The organism is Gimesia chilikensis, from assembly GCF_007744075.1.
GTDB lineage: Bacteria > Planctomycetota > Planctomycetia > Planctomycetales > Planctomycetaceae > Gimesia > Gimesia chilikensis_A.
Genome location: NZ_CP036266.1, coordinates 4695714 through 4714084, shown reverse-complemented (window position 1 = coordinate 4714084; position 18371 = coordinate 4695714). Strand labels below are relative to the sequence as shown.

Here is an 18371-nt window from a genome sequence, read left to right as displayed (position 1 = left end):
GCGTTTTAGCATGCAGGAAATTGGGATTCTGGGAGCAGGTTTGATCGGGGCGAGCTGGGCCTCTTTTTTCGCGGCTCAGGGGCTGAATGTTCGGATCTACGATGTGAACGAGGAAGTCAAACAGCAGGCCCTCGGCGTAGCGGAGAACAATCTGCAGCGGCTGGTCAAACTGGAACTGCTCAGCGAAGAAGCGAAAGCCGTCGGTCTCCAGAATCTGCAACAGGTTGACTCGATGCAGGAGTTGTTAACCAATGTAGAATACGTGCAGGAATCGGTGATTGAAGATTACGAGATCAAGGCCGACGTCTATCGGCAGTTCGAGCAGTCTGCTCCCGAGACCGCCATTCTGGCCAGCAGTTCTTCGGGGCTGTTAATGACGCGAATGCAGTCAGTCATGCAGCACCCCGGACGCGCGCTGATTGCGCATCCCTTCAATCCGCCGCACCTGATCCCGCTGGTGGAACTGGTGCCCGGCGAACAGACAGCGCCAGAGACCGTCGAACGGGTACGCGACTTTTTTCAGCAACTGGGCAAGTATCCCGTGATCCTCAATAAAGAGGTCCCGGGTCACATCGCCAACCGACTGGCGGCGGCGATCTGGCGCGAGTCGCTGGCATTACTGGATGAAGGGGTCGCCAGTGTCGAAGACATTGATGCGGCCCTCTGCCAGGGACCGGGTCTGCGCTGGGCGCTGATGGGACAGCACCTGATTTATGAGCTGGGGGGTGGGGAAGGCGGTTACCAGAAGTTCTTCGATACCATCGGGGCTTCGTTCGAAGCGTACTGGGAAGACATGCAGACCTGGACCCGGATTCCCGAGTCAGCCAAAGAGAAAGCGGTGGCGGGGACGCAGAAGTACCTGGAACAACAGGGGCGAGCCGAGTGGGCTGCCTGGCGCGATGAGAAGCTGGCGCGGATTCAGCAGATTCTGAAAGAGGAATAAATCATGACACAAGCCAAAGTCGCTTTGATCACCGGCGCTGCCAGCGGCATCGGGGCGGAAATTGCCCGGACGCTGTTCCATGAGGGCTGTGATGTGGCGATCGCCGATCTGCACGCGCCTGAATATCTCACGGAGCTGTCTGCGGAAGGACAGCGGACGCTGTTTATCTCCACCGATCTCTCGCAGGTAGAGCAGTGTCAGTCGCTGGTGGAGCGGGTGACCCGGGAATGGGGTGGCGTGGATATCCTGGTCAACAATGCGGGCTTTCAGCATGTCTCGCCATTGGAAGATTTTCCGGAAGCGGTCTGGGAGAAGATGCTGCAGGTGATGCTGACAGCGCCCTTTCTGCTGACAAAGTATGTCCTGCCCGGAATGAAAGAGCGGCGGTGGGGACGCATCATCAACATGGGCTCGATTCATTCCCAGGTGGCCTCACTCAATAAAGCGGGGTACATTGCCGCCAAGCATGGACTGGTCGGATTGACGAAAACGACGGCCCTGGAAGGGGGACCGTTTCAGATCACTGCCAATGTGATTTGTCCCGCCTATGTGCGAACGCCCCTGGTCGAACAGCAGATCGCCGCCCAGGCGGAGACACTGGGGATCAGCATTGAAGAGGTGGAAAGTCAGGTCTTCCTGAAAGCGTCTGCGACGGGCCGTATGATTGAGCCTTCTGAGGTGGCGTCGATGGTGAGTTATCTCTGTTCGGAGCAGGCCAAATCCATCACCGGTGCCTGCTGGACCATCGATGGCGGCTGGACGGCCCAATAGCCCGGTTAATGGCCTGATCTCCGTTTTTACCGGGCGGGCAATTATTTAACATTGCTAACAGGGACGTGACGCATTAGAGTGTGCTTATGTAAGCGGCTCACAGAACACCTTACCCGACTTGTGTGATGAGGTGAAGTATGCGCGTTCCACGTCCGACCCGATCCTTGTGGCTGTTATTGCTGACGCTGCCGTTGCAGGTGGTTGCAGCGGAAACAGAGGCTCCCGTTGTGGCGCAGACGCCCGAGGAGCTCGCCATCAGGGAGCTGCGTGGGATTTATACGAATCTACAGCAGAACAAAGATGGCACGGTCCGTCTCGTACGGTTCAGTAAACCGCACGTCACCGCCGAAAAGCTGGCTCACCTCGAACAGTTTCATCAGCTGGATTACCTGGCCCTGGTCTGCCCGCACCTCGGGGATGAAGTACTACCCCATCTTCAGGATCTGACCAACCTGGATACCTTATTACTTTCGGAATCGAAGGTCACGGATGCAGGGTTGCAGTACCTCCGGAAGTTGAATCGTCTGGAGCGACTTTACCTCGACAATACGCAGCTCACCGATGCGGGACTGAAACAGCTCGCACAACTGACGCAGCTCAAAGTACTGTCACTGCGTAATACAAAGATTACCGACCAGGGACTGGTTTCTCTGAAAGGACTGCAGCACCTGGAAGTTCTGCTGCTCTCGGGAACCCAGGTCAGCGATGCAGGTTTGTCTGCGCTCAACGCATTTCCGCAGTTGAAGACGCTCTACCTGGCACGAACGAAGGTCAGGGGCACACAGCTGGCAGAATTGAAGCTGCCTGCACTGGAATACCTCTGTCTCAATCGTTGCACACTCGGTCCTGAAGCGGCAGGTGCACTTTCAAAACTTTCACATCTGAAAGGCCTGGAAGTCTATCACACGGGGCTGACCTCGGAGGCTCTGTCAGAACTGAAAACTCAACTTTCGAAGACAGCTTTGTTCACCGATGATTTAACCACACCAGAGACACTGGCTGCATTGACTGAGCAGAAACAGCTGGTTCCGACCACAGAGCAACCGCTGCTGAAACCGATTCAAGAACGGATCGCAGCGGGGGAGAAGCTGGTTCCCGATTTTCAAAAGCATGTGATCCCGTTGCTGGGGCGACTGGGGTGCAACAGTCGCAACTGTCACGGGTCGTTTCAGGGGCGGGGCGGGTTTCAACTGTCGATGTTCGGCTATGACTTCAAGCTGGACCATGACAATCTGCTGGAGCGGATCGACAAACAGCACCCGAAGCAAAGCCTGGTATTGAACAAGCCGACCTCGGAAGACGAACATGAAGGGGGGCTGCGCCTGCCTCCCGGCGGTTGGGAACAACAGCTGCTGCACGACTGGATTGCTGCGGGAGCCGCGTCCGTTTCTCCAGAAGGCCCCCGTTTTGTAAGGCTGGATGTGACGCCCCGACAGATCGTCTTTAAGAAAAAGGGAGAATCGGCGACGTTGAAAGCGATTGCCGTCTGGTCGGATGGGACGCGAGAAGATGTGACCTGCCTGACCCGCTTTGAATCCAAAGACGACAGTGTCGCGGAAGTCACGACGGAAGGTGTAATACGAGCGAAAGCTCCCGGCGATACTTATGTCATTTCGTATTACGATAACGGGATCTTTTCCACGCAGGTCCTGCAACCGGTGCGGGAGTATCAGCCGGGAGAATATCCCAAGGTCCCGACGCCGACCGTCGTAGATCGTCATGTGCTTAACAAGCTGCAGAAGCTGGGCATCCAACCCTCTGAATTATGTACGGACGAAGAATTTCTGAGACGCGTCAGCCTGGATATGACGGGCACGCTGCCCACGCCGGACGAGATTCGGGATTTTCTCAAAGATCCGTCTACCGAGAAACGCAGTCAGAAGATCGAGGAACTGCTCGCACGGCCCGGTTACGTGGCCTGGTGGAGTTTGAAGCTGTCTGATCTGACAGGCAGTAACGCGGGCTACCTGGGCGGGACCGAAATGGCACAACCCGTGGCCGGTCAGTGGAATGCCTGGATTCGGCGACGGGTGGAAGATAATGTCGGCTGGGATAAAATTGTCTCGGGGATCATTTTGGGTACGAGTCGACTGCCGGGACAGACTTTCGAAGAGTTCATGGCACAACAGAGTGAATTCACCAGCGTCAAAGACCGGGCCGACTTCACCGCGCTGGACAATACGATGCCCCACTACTGGGCGCGTTCGAACATGACGGTACCCTCCGATAAGGCGCTCGCCTTTGGTTATACGTTTCTGGGCATGCGGCTGGATTGTGCCCAGTGCCACAAGCATCCCTTCGACGAGTGGTCGCAGCAGGATTTCAAGCTGTTTACCGAGTTTTTCACGCGCATCAAATTCGGTGTGCCCCCCGATGCCCGCGTCCTGCATGAAGAGACGCGGAACATGCTGGGCGTGCCGGTGAAGCTCAATACCGCTGCGTTACGCAGACAGAGTTATCTGCGGATTGCGGCTGAGGGACGGTCGATTCCCTGGCGGGAAGTTTACATTGAACCCGCGCAGGGGGACCAGCAGCTTGCCAAACTGCTGGGGGGAGAAGAGATCGACATCAGTCAGATTCAGGATCCGCGTGAAGTGCTGATGGCGTGGATGCTGAATGAGCCCAATCATTATTTTGCGAAAGCATTCGTGAACCGGATCTGGGCGCATTACTTCAACGTGGGGATTATCAATCCGCCGGATGATCTGAATCAGGCGAATCCTCCCAGTAACAAGGCCCTGCTGGACTATCTGGTGCAGGGTTTCATTGAGAGCGGTTACGATATGAAGTGGCTGCATCGGACGATTGCCAACAGTCGGACGTATCAGCTCAGCTGGCGACCCAATGAGAGCAATCGGAAAGATACCCGCAATTTCAGTCATGCTGTGCTGCGGAGACTCCCGGCGGAAGTGGCCATCGATGCGATTCAACAGGCAACGGCGGGAGACAGGAAGTTACTGCAGCACGTCAGCAAAATGGACGGACGTAAGATTACACAGCACCCGCTTTCGTTCCAGGCACGTTCGATTGATTTTTCTTTGCTGGTTTTCGGCAAACCTTTGCGGACCACCAACTGTGACTGTGAACGCCAGGATCAGCCGACGCTGTTACAGTCGCTCTATGTGCGGAATGATGCCGAGATGCTGAGTCAACTGACCCGCCCGGATGGCTGGCTGGCAGAAATGAAACAACAGACTTTTGATGATGCGGTTCGGAAAGAGCTTATTCAGGAAGCCTATCTGCGGACACTCTCCCGTCTGCCGGAAGAATCGGAACTGCAAGACAGCCTGGAGTACCTTCAGACGACGAAAACGATTCAGGAAGGACTTCAGGACCTGATGTGGGCGCTGCTCAACACGCAGGAGTTCATTACGAATCATTAGACCCGCGGAATGGAAAAATTTGCGATCGACAGAGCGCATGAGGACGGAATTATGAAACAACGGAAACAGATTAAGCGGCGAGATGTCCTGCAGGCGGGGTTCCTGGGAGGACTGGGACTGTCATTGCCCGGATTCCTGAAACTGTCAGCCGCCCAGTCAGAGGCTCCCGTCCGGAAGAAATCGTCGGCAGATGCGGTCCTGTTTCTGAATCTGGCGGGTGGGGTATCGCATCTCGATACGCTGGACATGAAACCCGAGGCGCCGGTGGAGACGCAGGGGGAGTTCAAATCCATTCAAACCTGCATGCCGGGGCATCAGGTGTGTGAGTATCTGCCGAAATACGCAAAAGTGGCCGATCAGTTCACACTGCTGCGCGGGATTTCGCATTCCGCGGGAGCACATCCCCAGGGGCAGTCCTGGATTTCGACCGGAAATCGACCTGTGCCAGCGCTGATCTATCCTTCACTGGGATCGGTGATCACCAAAGAGATTCCCAGCCGCCCCGATCTGCCCGGCTATGTCGCAATTCCCAAAACGGAGTGGAACGCCGGCTATATGGGAGATGCCTTTGCGCCTTTTAAGACGAACACAGTGCCTCAACCTGGAAAGCCCTTCCAGGTGCGGGGGATTTCGCTGCCGGAAGGTCTGACGCTGGAAAAAGTCAATCAGCGGCAGCAGCTGCTCAACAAGCTGGACCGCCGGTTCAAAGGGGAACAGACCGAGAGCCAGTTACTGGACGCACTCGATCAGTTTGGTTCGCAGGCCTATCACATGATTACTTCCAAACGGGCCAGGGCTGCCTTTGATGTCGAGCAGGAATCACCCAGATTACGCCAGATGTTTGGTGCCGATGAATTCAGCCAGTCTGTCTTTCTGGGCTGTCGCCTGATCGAATATGGCGTGCCTTTTGTAACCGTGACCTACCAGGGGTGGGACACGCATACCGAAAACTTTGCCGGGCATCGACGCCTGATACCGCCGCTGGATTCGGGGATGACCGCAGGGCTGGAAATGCTCAAGCAGAAGGGACTCTGGGAACGGACGCTGGTGGTGATCATGGGCGAATTCGGGCGGACGCCAAAGATCAATGAGAACGCGGGCCGCGATCACTATCCCCGTGTGAACTGGTGCCTGATGACTGGCGGGGGAGTGCAACCGGGACAGATGATCGGCGGGACGACCAAAGCCGGCGATGCACCGGATGACCAGACCGAGATCACACCGGATGACATTGCCGCCACGATCTATCACGCACTGGGTATTGATCCACTGAAAGAGTATTACACCAACACCGGGCGACCGACGATGCTGGTGCCCCACGGTCGGATTATGCATGAACTCTTTGCCTGAGACATGCGATAGCGCGCTGTGCGATTGATTTCAGACACTCACTCCAGTCTAATAAAGCGATGGTAAAGTCTGCGCCGTTACGGTTAATCTTCCCCTACGTTGATTACTTTCGGTAACAGTGAGACGGCTTTGCTGATTCAAACTCGCTTTGACTGATTGAGAGGTGCGCTCTTGCTGAAATCATTGCTGATTCTAATCACGTTACTCCTTCCTGCGTTGGCAATCGCTGACGAAACATCGCAGCGGCCCAATATCGTATTGATCATGGCCGATGATCTGGGGTATGGCGACTTGAGTTGTTACGGTAGTAAGAACTGTCAGACACCCCATCTGGACCAGCTGGCAGCTCGCGGCATGAAGTTTACCGATTTTCATTCCAGCGGTGCGGTCTGCAGTCCGACACGCGCGGGACTGTTGACGGGACGCTATCAGCAGCGGGCCGGCATTGATGGCGTCGTGTATGCCGATCCAAAGAAGAATCGACACCATGGTCTACAGAAGAATGAGATTACCCTGGGGCAGTGCCTGCTGGATGCCGGATACCGGACAGCCATGTTCGGCAAATGGCATCTGGGTTATCAGCGGCAGTACAATCCGACATTTCGCGGCTTCCAACAGTTTGTAGGGTACGTCAGCGGCAATGTGGATTACGTCGCCCATCTCGATCAGACGGGCGTTTTTGACTGGTGGCATGGTGCCGAGCTCAACCGGGAAGAGCAGGGGTATTCGACGCATCTGATTACAGAGCATGCGGTCAAGTTTATCCGCGCGCAGCATGAGCAGCCTTTCTTTGTCTATATTGCACATGAAGCGGTGCACTACCCCTACCAGGGACCGGACGATCCAGCGATGCGTAAAGCGGGGGGCGGCGAAATTAAATCGGCCAAGCGCGAGGATATCGCGAATGCCTACCGGGAAATGAATACCGAAATGGACAAGGGCATCGGTAAAGTGGTCGCCGTCCTCGAGGAACTCGATCTGACCGATAATACCCTGATCTTCTTTCTGTCGGACAACGGGGCCAATAACAAAGGGTCCAACGGGGCTTTGCGCGGTTTTAAAGGGAGCGTCTGGGAGGGCGGACACCGCGTGCCGGCGATTGCCTGCTGGCCGGGCAAGATTTCCCCGGGAACGGTCTGTGATCAGACCACGATCAGTATCGATGTCATGCCCACGATTCTGGAACTGACCCGGGTTCGCGTTCCGCAGGGACATCAACTGGACGGCGTGAGTCTGGCGGGATTGTTAACCGCACAAAAGCAACTACTGTCACGAAAAATATACTGGGACTACCGCGGCAATTCGGCGGTAAGACAGGGGCCCTGGAAGCTGGTTCTGAATCAGAATCGGAAATCACCGGTGGAACTGTTTAACCTCAGTGAAGACCTTTCTGAATCAAAGAACCTGGCTGAGCAGCAGCCTGAGCGTGTTGACAGCCTGCGGACTGCTTTCGAGGTCTGGAAAAAGGATGTCACCCAGTCCGCAACACCACAACCGGAAAAATAAACGACCCTCTAAATGGAGTCTCTCATGTATCGACTGATTTTGTGTTTCACTCTGCTGCTGACCTGCTCGCTGACTGTATCTGCAGCGGCGGATGATTTGCTCCAGGCGGGAGCGGTGAAAGTGAATATCAACCCGCCGAAGTATCCGGTTTCGATGGTGGGCAGTTTTCAGGATCGACAGGCGACAGGGGCGCATGACACCTTGCATGCACGGGCACTGGTCTTAAAGAATGGTGACACGCGCGTGGCGTTTGTGGTCTGTGATATCTGTCTGATTTCGCGGGAGATCTTTGATGCTGCGAAAGCAATCGCCGCTCAGAAAACCGGGATCCCCACCAGCCACATGCTGACCTCCGCGACACACACGCACACCGCTCCCGCAGTGACTCCACTCGCACAATGCACGCCAAGTCCTGAATATGTGCAGTTCCTGACGGAAAGTATCGCACAGGCGATTATCAAAGCCAATTCACGGCTGGCGTCCGCGCAGATAGCCTGGGCCGTCGTGCCGGAGCCGGCGGAGGTGAATAATCGACGCTGGTACGTCAAAGAGGGGGGAATCAGGCCGAATCCGTTCGGAAAGACGACCGATAAGGTGCGGATGAATCCGCCCCGGGGCAGTGACTTGTTGATCAAACCGGCGGGGCCGACCGACCCGGATATTTCAATCCTGTCGGTACAACACGCCGACGGGCGTCCGCTGGCACTGCTGGCGAATTACTCGCTGCATTATGTAGGAGGACTGCCGCCGAACCAGGTCTCGGCTGACTATTTCGGTGAATTCGCCCGTCAGGTCAAGGAACGACTGGGGGGCGATGAGACGTTTGTCGGCATTATGTCCAACGGTTCCAGCGGCGATATCAATAACATCAATTTCAGAGAACCGCGTCCACGGGCCGGCGTGTTTGAACGCATCACCGCCGTCGCGAAAGTAATCGCGGATCGGACTTATCGGGCGGTCAAAGATCTCAAGTACCGCCGGGACGTAACGCTCGCGATGGAAGAACGCACACTGGACCTGGGAATTCGGAAGCCGAATGCGGAAGAAGTCAAATATGCGAAAGCGTTATTGGCGGCTGCGAAAGATCCGGAGAAGTTGACGACAAATGAAGTCTATGCCCGGGAGACAGTTAATATAGACCAATGGCCCGGCAGTGTGAATCTGAAATTGCAGGCCTTGCGGATTGGCGATTTGGGGATCGTCGCGATTCCCTGCGAAGTGTTTGCAGAGATCGGCCTGGAAATCAAACAGAAAAGTCCGCTCAAGCCAACCTTTGTGATTGCCCTGGCCAACGGCTATAACGGTTATCTGCCGACACCGGAACAACACATCCTGCAAGGCTATGAAACCTGGCGGTCGAGTTGGAGCTATCTTGAAGTGGATGCTTCGGTCAAAATCACCGAACAGGTACTGTCGATGTTGAAACAAGTGGATCAGAAACAAGAATAATCAGTTTGAGGAATCGAGATGAATTTATTGCAACCCAGCGCGATCTTAACCTGTTTGTGCCTCTTTCAGTTTTGTACCTGGGGGTGTGCAGCAGAGCCCGGTTCACCCAATCAACTGACAAAGCAGGAACAGGAGCAGGGCTTTGAGTTACTGTTCAATGGCAAAGATTTGAAGAACTGGGACCAGAGTGGTAACTGGGAAGTTCAGGAAGGGGTGATTGCCCGAACCGGTAAAGGGGGAAGTCTGACTTTGAAGCAGCAACCTCTGCCGGACGACTTCGAACTTAAGTTTGAGTGGAAAGTGGGCGAAGGAAGTAACAGCGGCGTGTACTATCGACCCGGACAATATGAGTACCAGATTCTGGATAATGAGAAACATGCGGATGGGAAAAATCCCCGCACGAGTGCCGCCTCGCTTTACTTCTGTATGCCCCCTTCGCAGGATGCGACGCGTCCGGTTGGCGAGTGGAACCAGGGGCGAATTGTCTGCAAAGGGACTGTTATTCAGCACTGGTTGAACGGGAAGAAAGTGATCGACTTTGATTACACCGATCCCCGTTATGCCTGGCATGTGGAACTGCTGGCAAACCGGGGTGCCCAACTGACGGACCGGGGAGGTGTACTTTATCTGCAGGATCATGGTGATCCGGTCTGGTATCGCGGTATCAAACTCCGTACGATTCCCGGAGATGAATCGCTGGATCGTAGTCCGGTCAAGCCGGCCACTATTTCTGATGAGGCTCTGGCGGCTGAGCAGCGGAAACTGCAGCGGATCATGGAGAACCGGTCCCGGCAACAGCAGAAGCAGAAATAAGCAGGCCTTGCTACAACCTTCTGGTTGCTCCCGGTGGAAACGTATTCTTAATTGCTGAAGTGAATGGTTAACGAAATGAGTTTGAGATCAATTTGTGGAATCGTACTGGCGCTGCTGCTCCTGTCTGAAGTGAGCGTTGCCCGAGAGCCGGTGCGGGTCATTTTTGATACCGATATTTCCGGAGACGTGGATGATGTGCTGGCCCTGGCCATGCTGCATACACTGGCTGATCGAGGGGAATGCGAACTGCTGGCTGTCACAATCTCCAAGATCAACCCGTTGACCGGTCCCTTTACAGACGCTGTGAATACGTTTTACGGGCGGGGTGAGATTCCGATTGGAGTGACCCGGGATGCACAACGTCGCGAGAGCCGTTACCTGAAACTGGTAAATGAAAAGGACGAAGAGGAGTGGCGCTATCCACATGATGTTCGCTCCAATGAAGATTTACCAGATGCGGTGACAGTGCTGCGTAAGACGCTGATGGCACAGCCGGATCATTCGGTGGTCTTGATTCAGGTCGGGTTAGCGGCGAATCTCGCAGATCTGGTGGAATCGAAGGCCGATGAGATCAGCCCTCTGAGTGGAAAGGAACTGATCCGCCAGAAAGTGAGTCTGGTGTCCGTGATGGCTGGCGCGTTTGAACCGATTGACGGCAATCAGCACTTCCTGGAAGCCAATATTCGCAACGGAATCAAGTCGATGCAGCGCTTCGTCAACCAGTGGCCCCGGGAGGTCCCCGTGATCTGGAGCGGTTTTGAAATTGGCATCGCGGTTCGATATCCGCGGGAGAGCATTGCGCGGGATTTCAGCTACCGTTCACATCATATCGTGCGCGAAGCCTATCTGTTGCACAGTGGTCCCGAGCACGATCGGCCCAGTTGGGATCTGACCAGTGTGCTCTACGCGGTTCGGCCGGATGACGGATATTTCACGTTGTCACAGCCAGGACGGGTGACCGTAGAAGACGACGGTTTTCTGAAATTCCAGCCGGAAGAACTGGGACGCGACCGTTACCTGGAAATGAATTCCGAACAGGCGATTCGCGTACGCGAAGTACTGCGGGATCTGGTCAGCCAGCCTCCTGCCCGTTGTGCGCCTTGATGTCTGAACCAGAGTGCCGGGAGCAGAGACTCCAGGCACTCCACACGTCATTTGCTGACTTTGCGGTTCACTTCTTCCAGTAGAATATCGATGGATTCACACATCTCCTTTTTCAGCGCATGCAGACTGTTTTGCATGACGGCCAGGCCGTCGATGCGCTGAGTACTCTGTCGAGTCTCTTCTGTTGTGCTGGCGGCAACAACTGGTTCCGGCTCTGCAATTTCCGGTGGTGGTTCTGAAGAGCGCACGGACCCACGTAATTTGGTGACGAGCAGTTCCGTATCAATGGGTTTGATCAACATATCTTTAAACCCGATCGCCAGTGCGTCCCTGGTCATTTCTTTCATGCGGGGAGAGGAGGTTCCATGCTCCCGAGTGACCATCAGGAAGAAGTTAAGCGGGGGGATGATCCCTTCGTCATTGAAACGTTCAATTTTTGAGGCGGCTTTGTAGAGATCGATGGCATTCATGGAGGGCAGGAAGAGGCTGGTGAGCACGGCGTCGACGGAAAAATCTGTTTTGAGAATGGCGAGCGCTTCTTCCCCACTCTCTGCAGATACCGTGTCAAAATTGTGGCGGGAGAGTTTCTGGTTCAAACTCTGACGTATGAACCCGATTTCATCGACAATCAGTATTTTCATTTTCGATTCCTGCTGTGAATTAAAATCATTCGCTGTCAGCTACTTGATTTGGGGGTCTTTCACTTAATCATCTATCGCCTTCTCGAAATAAAATAAAAATGGGGGATATTACCCAATTGCAGGTAGAGTATTCACCTCCTTATTGAATTCGATCTTGTGTATAGGTAAAACAGGTGGCATAGGGTGTGTTCAGGTGCTATGTTTATACGTAATTGGGCCTATTTCACTCCTTTATCTTATTCCAAGACAAATCGATTCTGATACCAGCTAAATTGAGCCGGTCATACCTGTTTTAGCCAGCATTCCTGTTATCAGGGCTGCGTTCAAGCTGATCATCAGCGTGCCCGCGGGCGATAGACGCTATATTTCAGCCGCATTTTGAACAGAACTGAAGTTCGAGACGACGGATCGTTTCCTCGGTATTTCTCCCCTCTACATTCAGTTGGTTCTTGTTGTGTCCTTTAATTCCTGGATACAGAACCACACTGGAAATCGGTACTGCTTGATCTATAAAAAAAATCTGGCAAGTATCTCAAACTAAATAACTTGAAGAAAACACAGTCGATCTGCTCCTAACCATCACGTGTTTAATATAGACAAGGAGATAGACAAGTAAGGAATGCGGGCCATGAGCTTGCAGAGGGGGGAATTATTTTGCCTGCCCTTATCTGAAAGCACTTTTGCTTTCTTAATGGATTTAACAGAGTAACTGAGATCTGTGGCTTGCGAATGAGAGTCTTTGGCGGGAACGCGTTCCTCGTTCAGGTTGAAATTGAACGGCGTGATTCTACGACTCTCTATTAGATGCTTGGACAACTTTGAACAGACACACTTTTAGAGGCCCGAATGAGCGATTTTGTCGTGTATGTGATCGATGATGATCTCGACGTGCTGGATTCTATTGCAACACTACTTTCCACATCAGGTTATGAAGTAAAAACGTATCACAACGTCTACGCATTTCTGGAATCGAAAGAGAATTCCACTCCGGGTTGTGTGCTGATCGATCTGGTCATGCCCGAAATCTGCGGCATTGAATCAATGGAACTGATTCGCAAGCAGCGGTTGTACTATCCGGTCGTGATGATGAGTGCCTATGGAGATATTGAAAAAGCGGTTTCTGCAGTCAAGCTTGGGGCCTGCGACTACCTGGAAAAGCCGTTTGAGAAAGAGAAGTGCATCAAAGCGATCGAATACGCGAGATCACAACTCAACGAGGAAGGCGGTCCGGCCGATGCGGACAGTCAGGAATATCTCGGACTCTACGACAACTTAACCCGTCGCGAAAAACAGGTCTTTCACCTGATTGCAGACGGTCAGGCGGGAAAACAGATTGCGAATGCGATGTCCATCAGCTACCGCACCATGGAAAAACATAAAGCCAATGTGTTGAACAAGCTGGGCATCTCGAGTGCGACGGATATCGTGCATATTCTATATAAAATCAAAGACCTGCCCGGTTTTCAGAAAGACGGAAACGACGCCTGAGTTCCATTCTGTCATACTTAACCAGCCACTGAGCGGCAGGATAATCTGCCTGATCGTTCAGACTTAACTAAGCCTTTCAAAGGCTATCCCTGTCTGCTGACATTCTTGCTTAACCACTCTGTTTGTGACCTGTTACCTTTGATTTGTGAGGCGCGATCTGCCTGTCCCTAAGCTGGATTGGGGAGATTCCCCCATCGATTTTGACTGATCGAAAGTCGATAAACCGAACATCAGCATATTTTAACTCTCTCAGTGAGTGACAAGAAATCGGGGTCTTTCACAAGCTGAATTATCTGAAGGGGAAAAATCTAACTTAAGCGTATTATCATTCTGCCAGACAGAAGGGCCTGTCATGACATCCAGACAAAGTCGATCCGTTGAGGATCAATTTGCCAGTCAGCTGTTACTACTGAGTATTGATGTTTCCATCGCAGTCGATGAGCGGGGCATCATTTTAGCTGCGACGAATTCAATCAGTGATCTCTTCGGTTGGAGCCGCGAAGACGCGAGCGGGCAGAATATTCGAGAACTGATTTCTGAGTCCAGTCTCGAACAGTTCGACCATTATGTTGTCGAATCACTGGGGACAGCATCCGGAACTGCCCGGAATATGATGGCCAGGCGAAAAGATGGCTCCTGTTTCGCCACCGAGCTGACTCTGAAGCCCGTTGATGACCCCGCAGACCAGATTCAATTCATCGGTGTTTTCCGAGACTGCAGCGAGCAACGCAAGTCGCAGAACAAACTGGATGAATACGTCGAGCGGCTCAAACAGTCTCGCAGAGAGATGAAACGCAAGGATTTTCAGCTCAAATCCGCCATGAGTATCGTTGATCGGGCCAATCAGGCTAAGAGTGAATTTCTGGCGAACATGAGTCACGAAATACGCACTCCAATGACGGCCATTCTGGGATACTCCGATCTCCTGAAAGCGCATTCCAACGGTCAGGAGCAGCAGGAACTGATTGAGATTATTCAGAATAATGGCGCGCATCTGCTGCAGGTCATCAACGATATCCTGGACCTCTCCAAGATCGAAATGGGGGACTTCGCCATCCGGAAAGTTCACTGTTCTCCGCTACGGGTCCTGAGGGAAGTGATTGACGAATATCAGCCCCAGGCATCTCAGAAGGGGCTCAGTCTTCAGACGCGGTACCAGAAATCAATACCCGAGTCGATTCAGACTGATCCGGCGCGATTGAAACAGGTTCTGGCGAATCTGATCAGTAATGCCATCAAGTTTACGAATACAGGGCATATTGAACTGGATGTGCGGATGTCTGCTCAGTCTCCCCTGGATCGGATTCTGCAGTTCAGTGTGAGTGATACAGGGATCGGAATCCCTGCTGAGAAACTGAAAACCATCTTCGAGCCATTTACCCAAGCCGACAGTTCAACATCGCGAAACTATGGTGGTACCGGACTGGGACTGACGCTGAGTCGCAAGCTGGTACAGATCCTGGGCGGTAATCTGACCGTGCAGTCTACCCTGGATCGGGGCAGTGTCTTCACCGTCACCTTGCATCTGGAACCGGATGAAGATCAGCTCTTGTCTCATGGACTGGGATTCCAGTTCGAAACTGCTGACTCAAACAGGAAGGACATCACAAGCCCTGAAATGGACCAGCGGTCCTGTGGTAATGCGGAGAAGATTCTGCTGGTCGATGATACTCCGGAGATCCGTCGTCTGTTTACATATTTGTTAAACAAGATGGGGTTGAATGTCAAAACGGCATCCAATGGAAAAGAGGCCGTGGATCAGATTCGAACCGCTGTGGCACAGAATGCTGCATTCGATCTGATTCTGATGGACATGCAGATGCCTGTGATGAGCGGTTATGAGGCGGTACGGCTTTTACGGGAACAGGAAATACCGGTTCCCGTGATTGCGATCACGGCGCATGCCCTGGTTGCCGACCGGGAAAAATGCCTTGCTGCCGGCTGCACTGACTATCTCAGCAAACCGGTCAAATTCGATGTCCTGTATGAGATGGTGCAACGCTACCTTCCCGCCCGGGCGATGCTGCAACTGAATCATAACTGAGCTGGAATTCGCTTCAGTCGTGAGCCGCGTCGGCTCTGAAATGCCGATTGAGCTCAGTACGAGGACGTTCGAGGGGCTTCTGACAGGCAGGCAACTGGATACAGAAGGTTGCTCCCTTGCGGGGGTTGGGAAGAAACCACATTTTTCCCTCCGCGGCCTGGATCAGTGAGCGGCTGAGTGACAGGCCGATTCCCAGTCCGGACTGTTTACTTGTCGCGAAAGGAGTAAACAGCTTACTGCGGAAGCTTTCGGGAACGCCGCAGCCGGTATCTGAGACGGAGATTTGAATCATTCTGTCAGGGGTGGAAGCCGTCGAAATGGTCAACGTGCGGGGAGCCGGGGAATGTTCCATGGCTTCTACCGCGTTTTTAAAGAGGTTGACCAGCACCTGTTCAATCTGCACACGGTCAGCATAGACGGTCGTAAACTTATGCTTGAAGCAGGTTTTGACTTCGATCTGTTTCAGGCGGATCTGGTAGTTGATGATCTGCAGAGCGCTGCGGATGCTGTCGTGAATATTAAACAGAAACTTTTGTTGCGGCTGTTTTTGAGTGAATGCTTTGAGTCTGTGGATAATCTCGCCGGAACGCAGTGCCTGTCTTTCAATTTTATCGCGGAGTTGACTGACATCTTCTCCCTGTTCCATCAGTGTCTTCATCGCACCACAGTAATTGGCGATCGCTGTGAGAGGTTGATTCAGTTCATGTGACAGCCCGGCGATGAGTTCCCCTTTCACGACCAGACGGGAAACATGGGCCAGTTCATCCCGATATTCCTGGGCAATTCTGCTGGCCTCAACTTTTTCGGTGATGTCCTGAATGGTGCCGTACATGAGTTGGCTTTCTCCCGTGGCGTCCGGCTTGAACCCTGCCTGCAGATGGACGTATCGAATCTCTCCCTGGGGCCGCACGATACGATGTTCGAAACTGAACGGCAGCCTGTTATCAAGAGTGTTGGTGATCACCCGGGTGACCAGCTTCCGGTCTTCAGCATGCACCATTTCCATGAAGGTCTGCGTTGTGGGATGGAAATCGAGGTCTCCCAGACCCAGGATGCGATAGATCTCTTCCGACCACCAGAGTGTGTTCTCCCGGGTATCCCATTCCCAGCTGCCGATGTGGGCCTGTCGCTGTGCTTCTGACAGACGGGCATGCACGTGTTGTAATTTAATTTCTGCGGTTTTTCTTTGTGTGATGTCCTGGATAATCACCAGCGTCTCTTCTGGCTGATAAGGGAGCAGTCGGGCCTGGAACCAGCGCATCGCCTGAGTGATTTCCAGCGCGTATTCAAAAGTGACTGGTACCTGGGACTGGATCAGTTCCTGTAGTGCCGTTTCAAACTGGCTGGCAACAGACGAGGGGAAGATCTCGTGCAGATGTCTCTGGTGTACCGTTTCGACCGGCAGAAAGTGATGCTGATTCTTTTCATTCACGAAGCGGGTAATGACACCTCGTAAATTCAGATGAAAATAGAGATCCGGATTCACATCCAGAATCATTTGTAACTGGGCAGACCGCTCTGTCTCCCGTTGTTCCAGCATCTCCTGTCGCAGTTTTTCATTGATCTGTACGCGCGTGGAAGGCGGAAGCAGTTCGGGGAGAAAATTGAGCCCCTGAATCGTGGTCGTAGCAACATCCATGTGCTGGTTTCGCATTCTGTGCTGTGTTGAAGGGCTGACCGACCTGGTCCCTGTGCCTCATGTAGAGGGAGCTTGAGTTCAGGCCATGAACTGTTCAAGTCTGTGTGAAGCGTCTCTATCAGGAGGATTATGTCTGATTTTGGTTTTTAGAGAAACCCCGAATTATGTACTGGGTTTCTCTATCAGATAGAAACAGGGAGGCAGGAGTATCAGTAACCGGCAGAGGGCAGACACTGCGCAGGTCAATGCGAAAGCTAAGCACCTGAGGTGGGGGGAAGCAGAAAGCAGTTCTGCAAAGAGAAACAGTAATAGCCGAGGCGGGACTCGAACCCGCACGCCCTTTACGGACCCGGGATTTTAAGTCCCGTGCGTCTGCCAATTCCGCCACTCGGCCATGACTTTAAGAGTATATAGATTATTAGGTTATGTATTGCAAGCGAGAACCGGAAAAACAGGGGGCCTGAATCCCCGCCAAGAACCAGACTGATTGGTCTGGTCAGGTTCAGCTGCTTTTCTACTCAATCAAAAAAAAGGTTAACCACCGTCCTGGTTTTTCCTGATGCGTCGTCTGCGGCGTTGCAAAGCCGAATCGGGAGAGGAGGATGTGCCGGTTGATGCTCGTTTTTTTTTCTTCTTTTTCTTCGGTTGGCTCAAGCGGGAACGCAGAAAAATATAGTTGTCATAGGCGGAATAACCGCCCGCGATCAATAGCACGAGAGGGATCAATGGGCTCAGGTTTACGAGCCAGTTCGACCCTTTTTCCAGGACCGCTTTGGAATGATCTTCCGGAGAATAATATACCGGGTGCTTTGAGCCCACGGGGTATTTATCGACGACCTCTTCGGCGTGGGAGGGAATGGGAGTCGAATAACCGCGAAAGGCGATGTCTGAACTCGTATAGTTTTTTCCATCGACCGAATAGCGATAAGAAACGATGGGATCCCAGGAAGGTCTGCCACGATTTTGACCGGTCTTGACCTCAGATCGTGTGATTTCCGCTTCTGTTTGCGGCCAGTTCGCACTTTGTCTGGCTTCGCTGATTTTCTTGAATGTCGGTTTGATCAGAAACGGTGCCCCGATGACCATGGCGGCACCAATCAGGGCTTTCGCCAGTAGAAACCAGTTGGGATCTCCTGGGTGGGGAGATAAGAATCTCATGAATCGTCCTCAGCTGAGTAGCCTGTCGTCAGCCCGCTCGCGATCAAAGGGACTGAGCAGATGTCAGCTTACAATTCTGGTG

General features: G+C 53.2%; 13 protein-coding genes and 1 tRNA gene. 10 read left to right on the top strand and 4 right to left on the bottom strand.

What is annotated here, in order from left to right:
• Nucleotides 1–10 precede the first annotated feature (10 nt).
• The 8 genes from HG66A1_RS17715 to HG66A1_RS17680 all read left to right on the top strand — a co-directional run bounded on the left by HG66A1_RS17715 (nt 11) and on the right by HG66A1_RS17680 (nt 11319).
• On the top strand, nt 11–943 hold the full coding sequence (locus HG66A1_RS17715; protein WP_197996645.1) for a 3-hydroxyacyl-CoA dehydrogenase family protein: 933 nt from the start codon (nt 11–13) through the stop codon (nt 941–943).
• A 3-nt stretch (nt 944–946) separates the two neighbouring features.
• Complete coding sequence (locus HG66A1_RS17710) at nt 947–1714, top strand: 3-hydroxybutyrate dehydrogenase (protein WP_145186817.1); 768 nt, start codon at nt 947–949, stop codon at nt 1712–1714.
• 137 nt (nt 1715–1851) lie between these two features.
• Nucleotides 1852–5097 (top strand): DUF1549 domain-containing protein, encoded by a 3246-nt coding sequence (locus HG66A1_RS17705; RefSeq protein ID WP_145186815.1) that lies wholly within the window; start codon nt 1852–1854, stop codon nt 5095–5097.
• 51 nt (nt 5098–5148) lie between these two features.
• Complete coding sequence (locus tag HG66A1_RS17700) at nt 5149–6447, top strand: DUF1501 domain-containing protein (RefSeq protein WP_145186812.1); 1299 nt, start codon at nt 5149–5151, stop codon at nt 6445–6447.
• Nucleotides 6448–6618: 171 nt separating this feature from the next.
• Nucleotides 6619–7953, top strand: coding sequence for a sulfatase-like hydrolase/transferase (locus HG66A1_RS17695; RefSeq protein WP_232106607.1), 1335 nt, complete (start codon nt 6619–6621; stop codon nt 7951–7953).
• Nucleotides 7954–7977: 24 nt separating this feature from the next.
• Nucleotides 7978–9402: a neutral/alkaline non-lysosomal ceramidase N-terminal domain-containing protein gene (locus HG66A1_RS17690; RefSeq protein ID WP_145186808.1), complete on the top strand. Its 1425-nt coding sequence runs from the start codon at nt 7978–7980 to the stop codon at nt 9400–9402.
• A gap of 18 nt (nt 9403–9420) precedes the next feature.
• Nucleotides 9421–10215, top strand: a complete 795-nt coding sequence (locus tag HG66A1_RS17685; protein WP_145186805.1) for a DUF1080 domain-containing protein — start codon at nt 9421–9423, stop codon at nt 10213–10215.
• Between the two features lie 75 nt (nt 10216–10290).
• Complete coding sequence (locus HG66A1_RS17680; RefSeq protein WP_232106606.1) at nt 10291–11319, top strand: nucleoside hydrolase; 1029 nt, start codon at nt 10291–10293, stop codon at nt 11317–11319.
• 47 nt (nt 11320–11366) lie between these two features.
• On the opposite strand, the gene HG66A1_RS17675 is transcribed toward HG66A1_RS17680, so the two are convergent.
• Nucleotides 11367–11960: a PleD family two-component system response regulator gene (locus tag HG66A1_RS17675; protein WP_145186797.1), complete on the bottom strand. Its 594-nt coding sequence runs from the start codon at nt 11958–11960 to the stop codon at nt 11367–11369.
• An 846-nt stretch (nt 11961–12806) separates the two neighbouring features.
• On the opposite strand from HG66A1_RS17675, the gene HG66A1_RS17670 reads away from it, so the two are divergent.
• Nucleotides 12807–13448 carry a response regulator transcription factor gene (locus HG66A1_RS17670; protein ID WP_145186794.1) on the top strand — a complete coding sequence of 214 codons (642 nt, stop codon included), beginning with the start codon at nt 12807–12809 and terminating at the stop codon, nt 13446–13448.
• A 352-nt stretch (nt 13449–13800) separates the two neighbouring features.
• On the top strand, nt 13801–15492 hold the full coding sequence (locus tag HG66A1_RS17665) for a PAS domain-containing sensor histidine kinase (RefSeq protein WP_145186791.1): 1692 nt from the start codon (nt 13801–13803) through the stop codon (nt 15490–15492).
• 13 nt (nt 15493–15505) lie between these two features.
• Here the strand turns inward: HG66A1_RS17665 and HG66A1_RS17660 are convergent, their stop codons facing one another.
• From HG66A1_RS17660 to HG66A1_RS17650, 3 genes are all read right to left on the bottom strand, one after another.
• Complete coding sequence (locus HG66A1_RS17660) at nt 15506–17131, bottom strand: ATP-binding protein (protein ID WP_197996644.1); 1626 nt, start codon at nt 17129–17131, stop codon at nt 15506–15508.
• A gap of 309 nt (nt 17132–17440) precedes the next feature.
• Nucleotides 17441–17525, bottom strand: a tRNA-Leu gene (locus HG66A1_RS17655).
• A 140-nt stretch (nt 17526–17665) separates the two neighbouring features.
• On the bottom strand, nt 17666–18289 hold the full coding sequence (locus HG66A1_RS17650) for a DUF3592 domain-containing protein (RefSeq protein WP_145186787.1): 624 nt from the start codon (nt 18287–18289) through the stop codon (nt 17666–17668).
• Nucleotides 18290–18371 lie beyond the last annotated feature (82 nt).

Bases quoted from the DNA above. Each gene is read 5' to 3' on its own strand.
- HG66A1_RS17715 (WP_197996645.1), top strand. From the start codon at position 11: ATGCAGGAAATTGGGATTCTGGGAGCAGGTTTGATCGGGGCGAGCTGG.
- HG66A1_RS17705 (WP_145186815.1), top strand. From the start codon at position 1,852: ATGCGCGTTCCACGTCCGACCCGATCCTTGTGGCTGTTATTGCTGACG.
- HG66A1_RS17670 (WP_145186794.1), top strand. From the start codon at position 12,807: ATGAGCGATTTTGTCGTGTATGTGATCGATGATGATCTCGACGTGCTG.
- HG66A1_RS17650 (WP_145186787.1), bottom strand. From the start codon at position 18,289: ATGAGATTCTTATCTCCCCACCCAGGAGATCCCAACTGGTTTCTACTG.
- HG66A1_RS17690 (WP_145186808.1), top strand. From the start codon at position 7,978: ATGTATCGACTGATTTTGTGTTTCACTCTGCTGCTGACCTGCTCGCTG.
- HG66A1_RS17685 (WP_145186805.1), top strand. From the start codon at position 9,421: ATGAATTTATTGCAACCCAGCGCGATCTTAACCTGTTTGTGCCTCTTT.
- HG66A1_RS17680 (WP_232106606.1), top strand. From the start codon at position 10,291: ATGAGTTTGAGATCAATTTGTGGAATCGTACTGGCGCTGCTGCTCCTG.
- HG66A1_RS17665 (WP_145186791.1), top strand. From the start codon at position 13,801: ATGACATCCAGACAAAGTCGATCCGTTGAGGATCAATTTGCCAGTCAG.
- HG66A1_RS17710 (WP_145186817.1), top strand. From the start codon at position 947: ATGACACAAGCCAAAGTCGCTTTGATCACCGGCGCTGCCAGCGGCATC.
- HG66A1_RS17700 (WP_145186812.1), top strand. From the start codon at position 5,149: ATGAAACAACGGAAACAGATTAAGCGGCGAGATGTCCTGCAGGCGGGG.
- HG66A1_RS17675 (WP_145186797.1), bottom strand. From the start codon at position 11,960: ATGAAAATACTGATTGTCGATGAAATCGGGTTCATACGTCAGAGTTTG.
- HG66A1_RS17660 (WP_197996644.1), bottom strand. From the start codon at position 17,131: ATGGATGTTGCTACGACCACGATTCAGGGGCTCAATTTTCTCCCCGAA.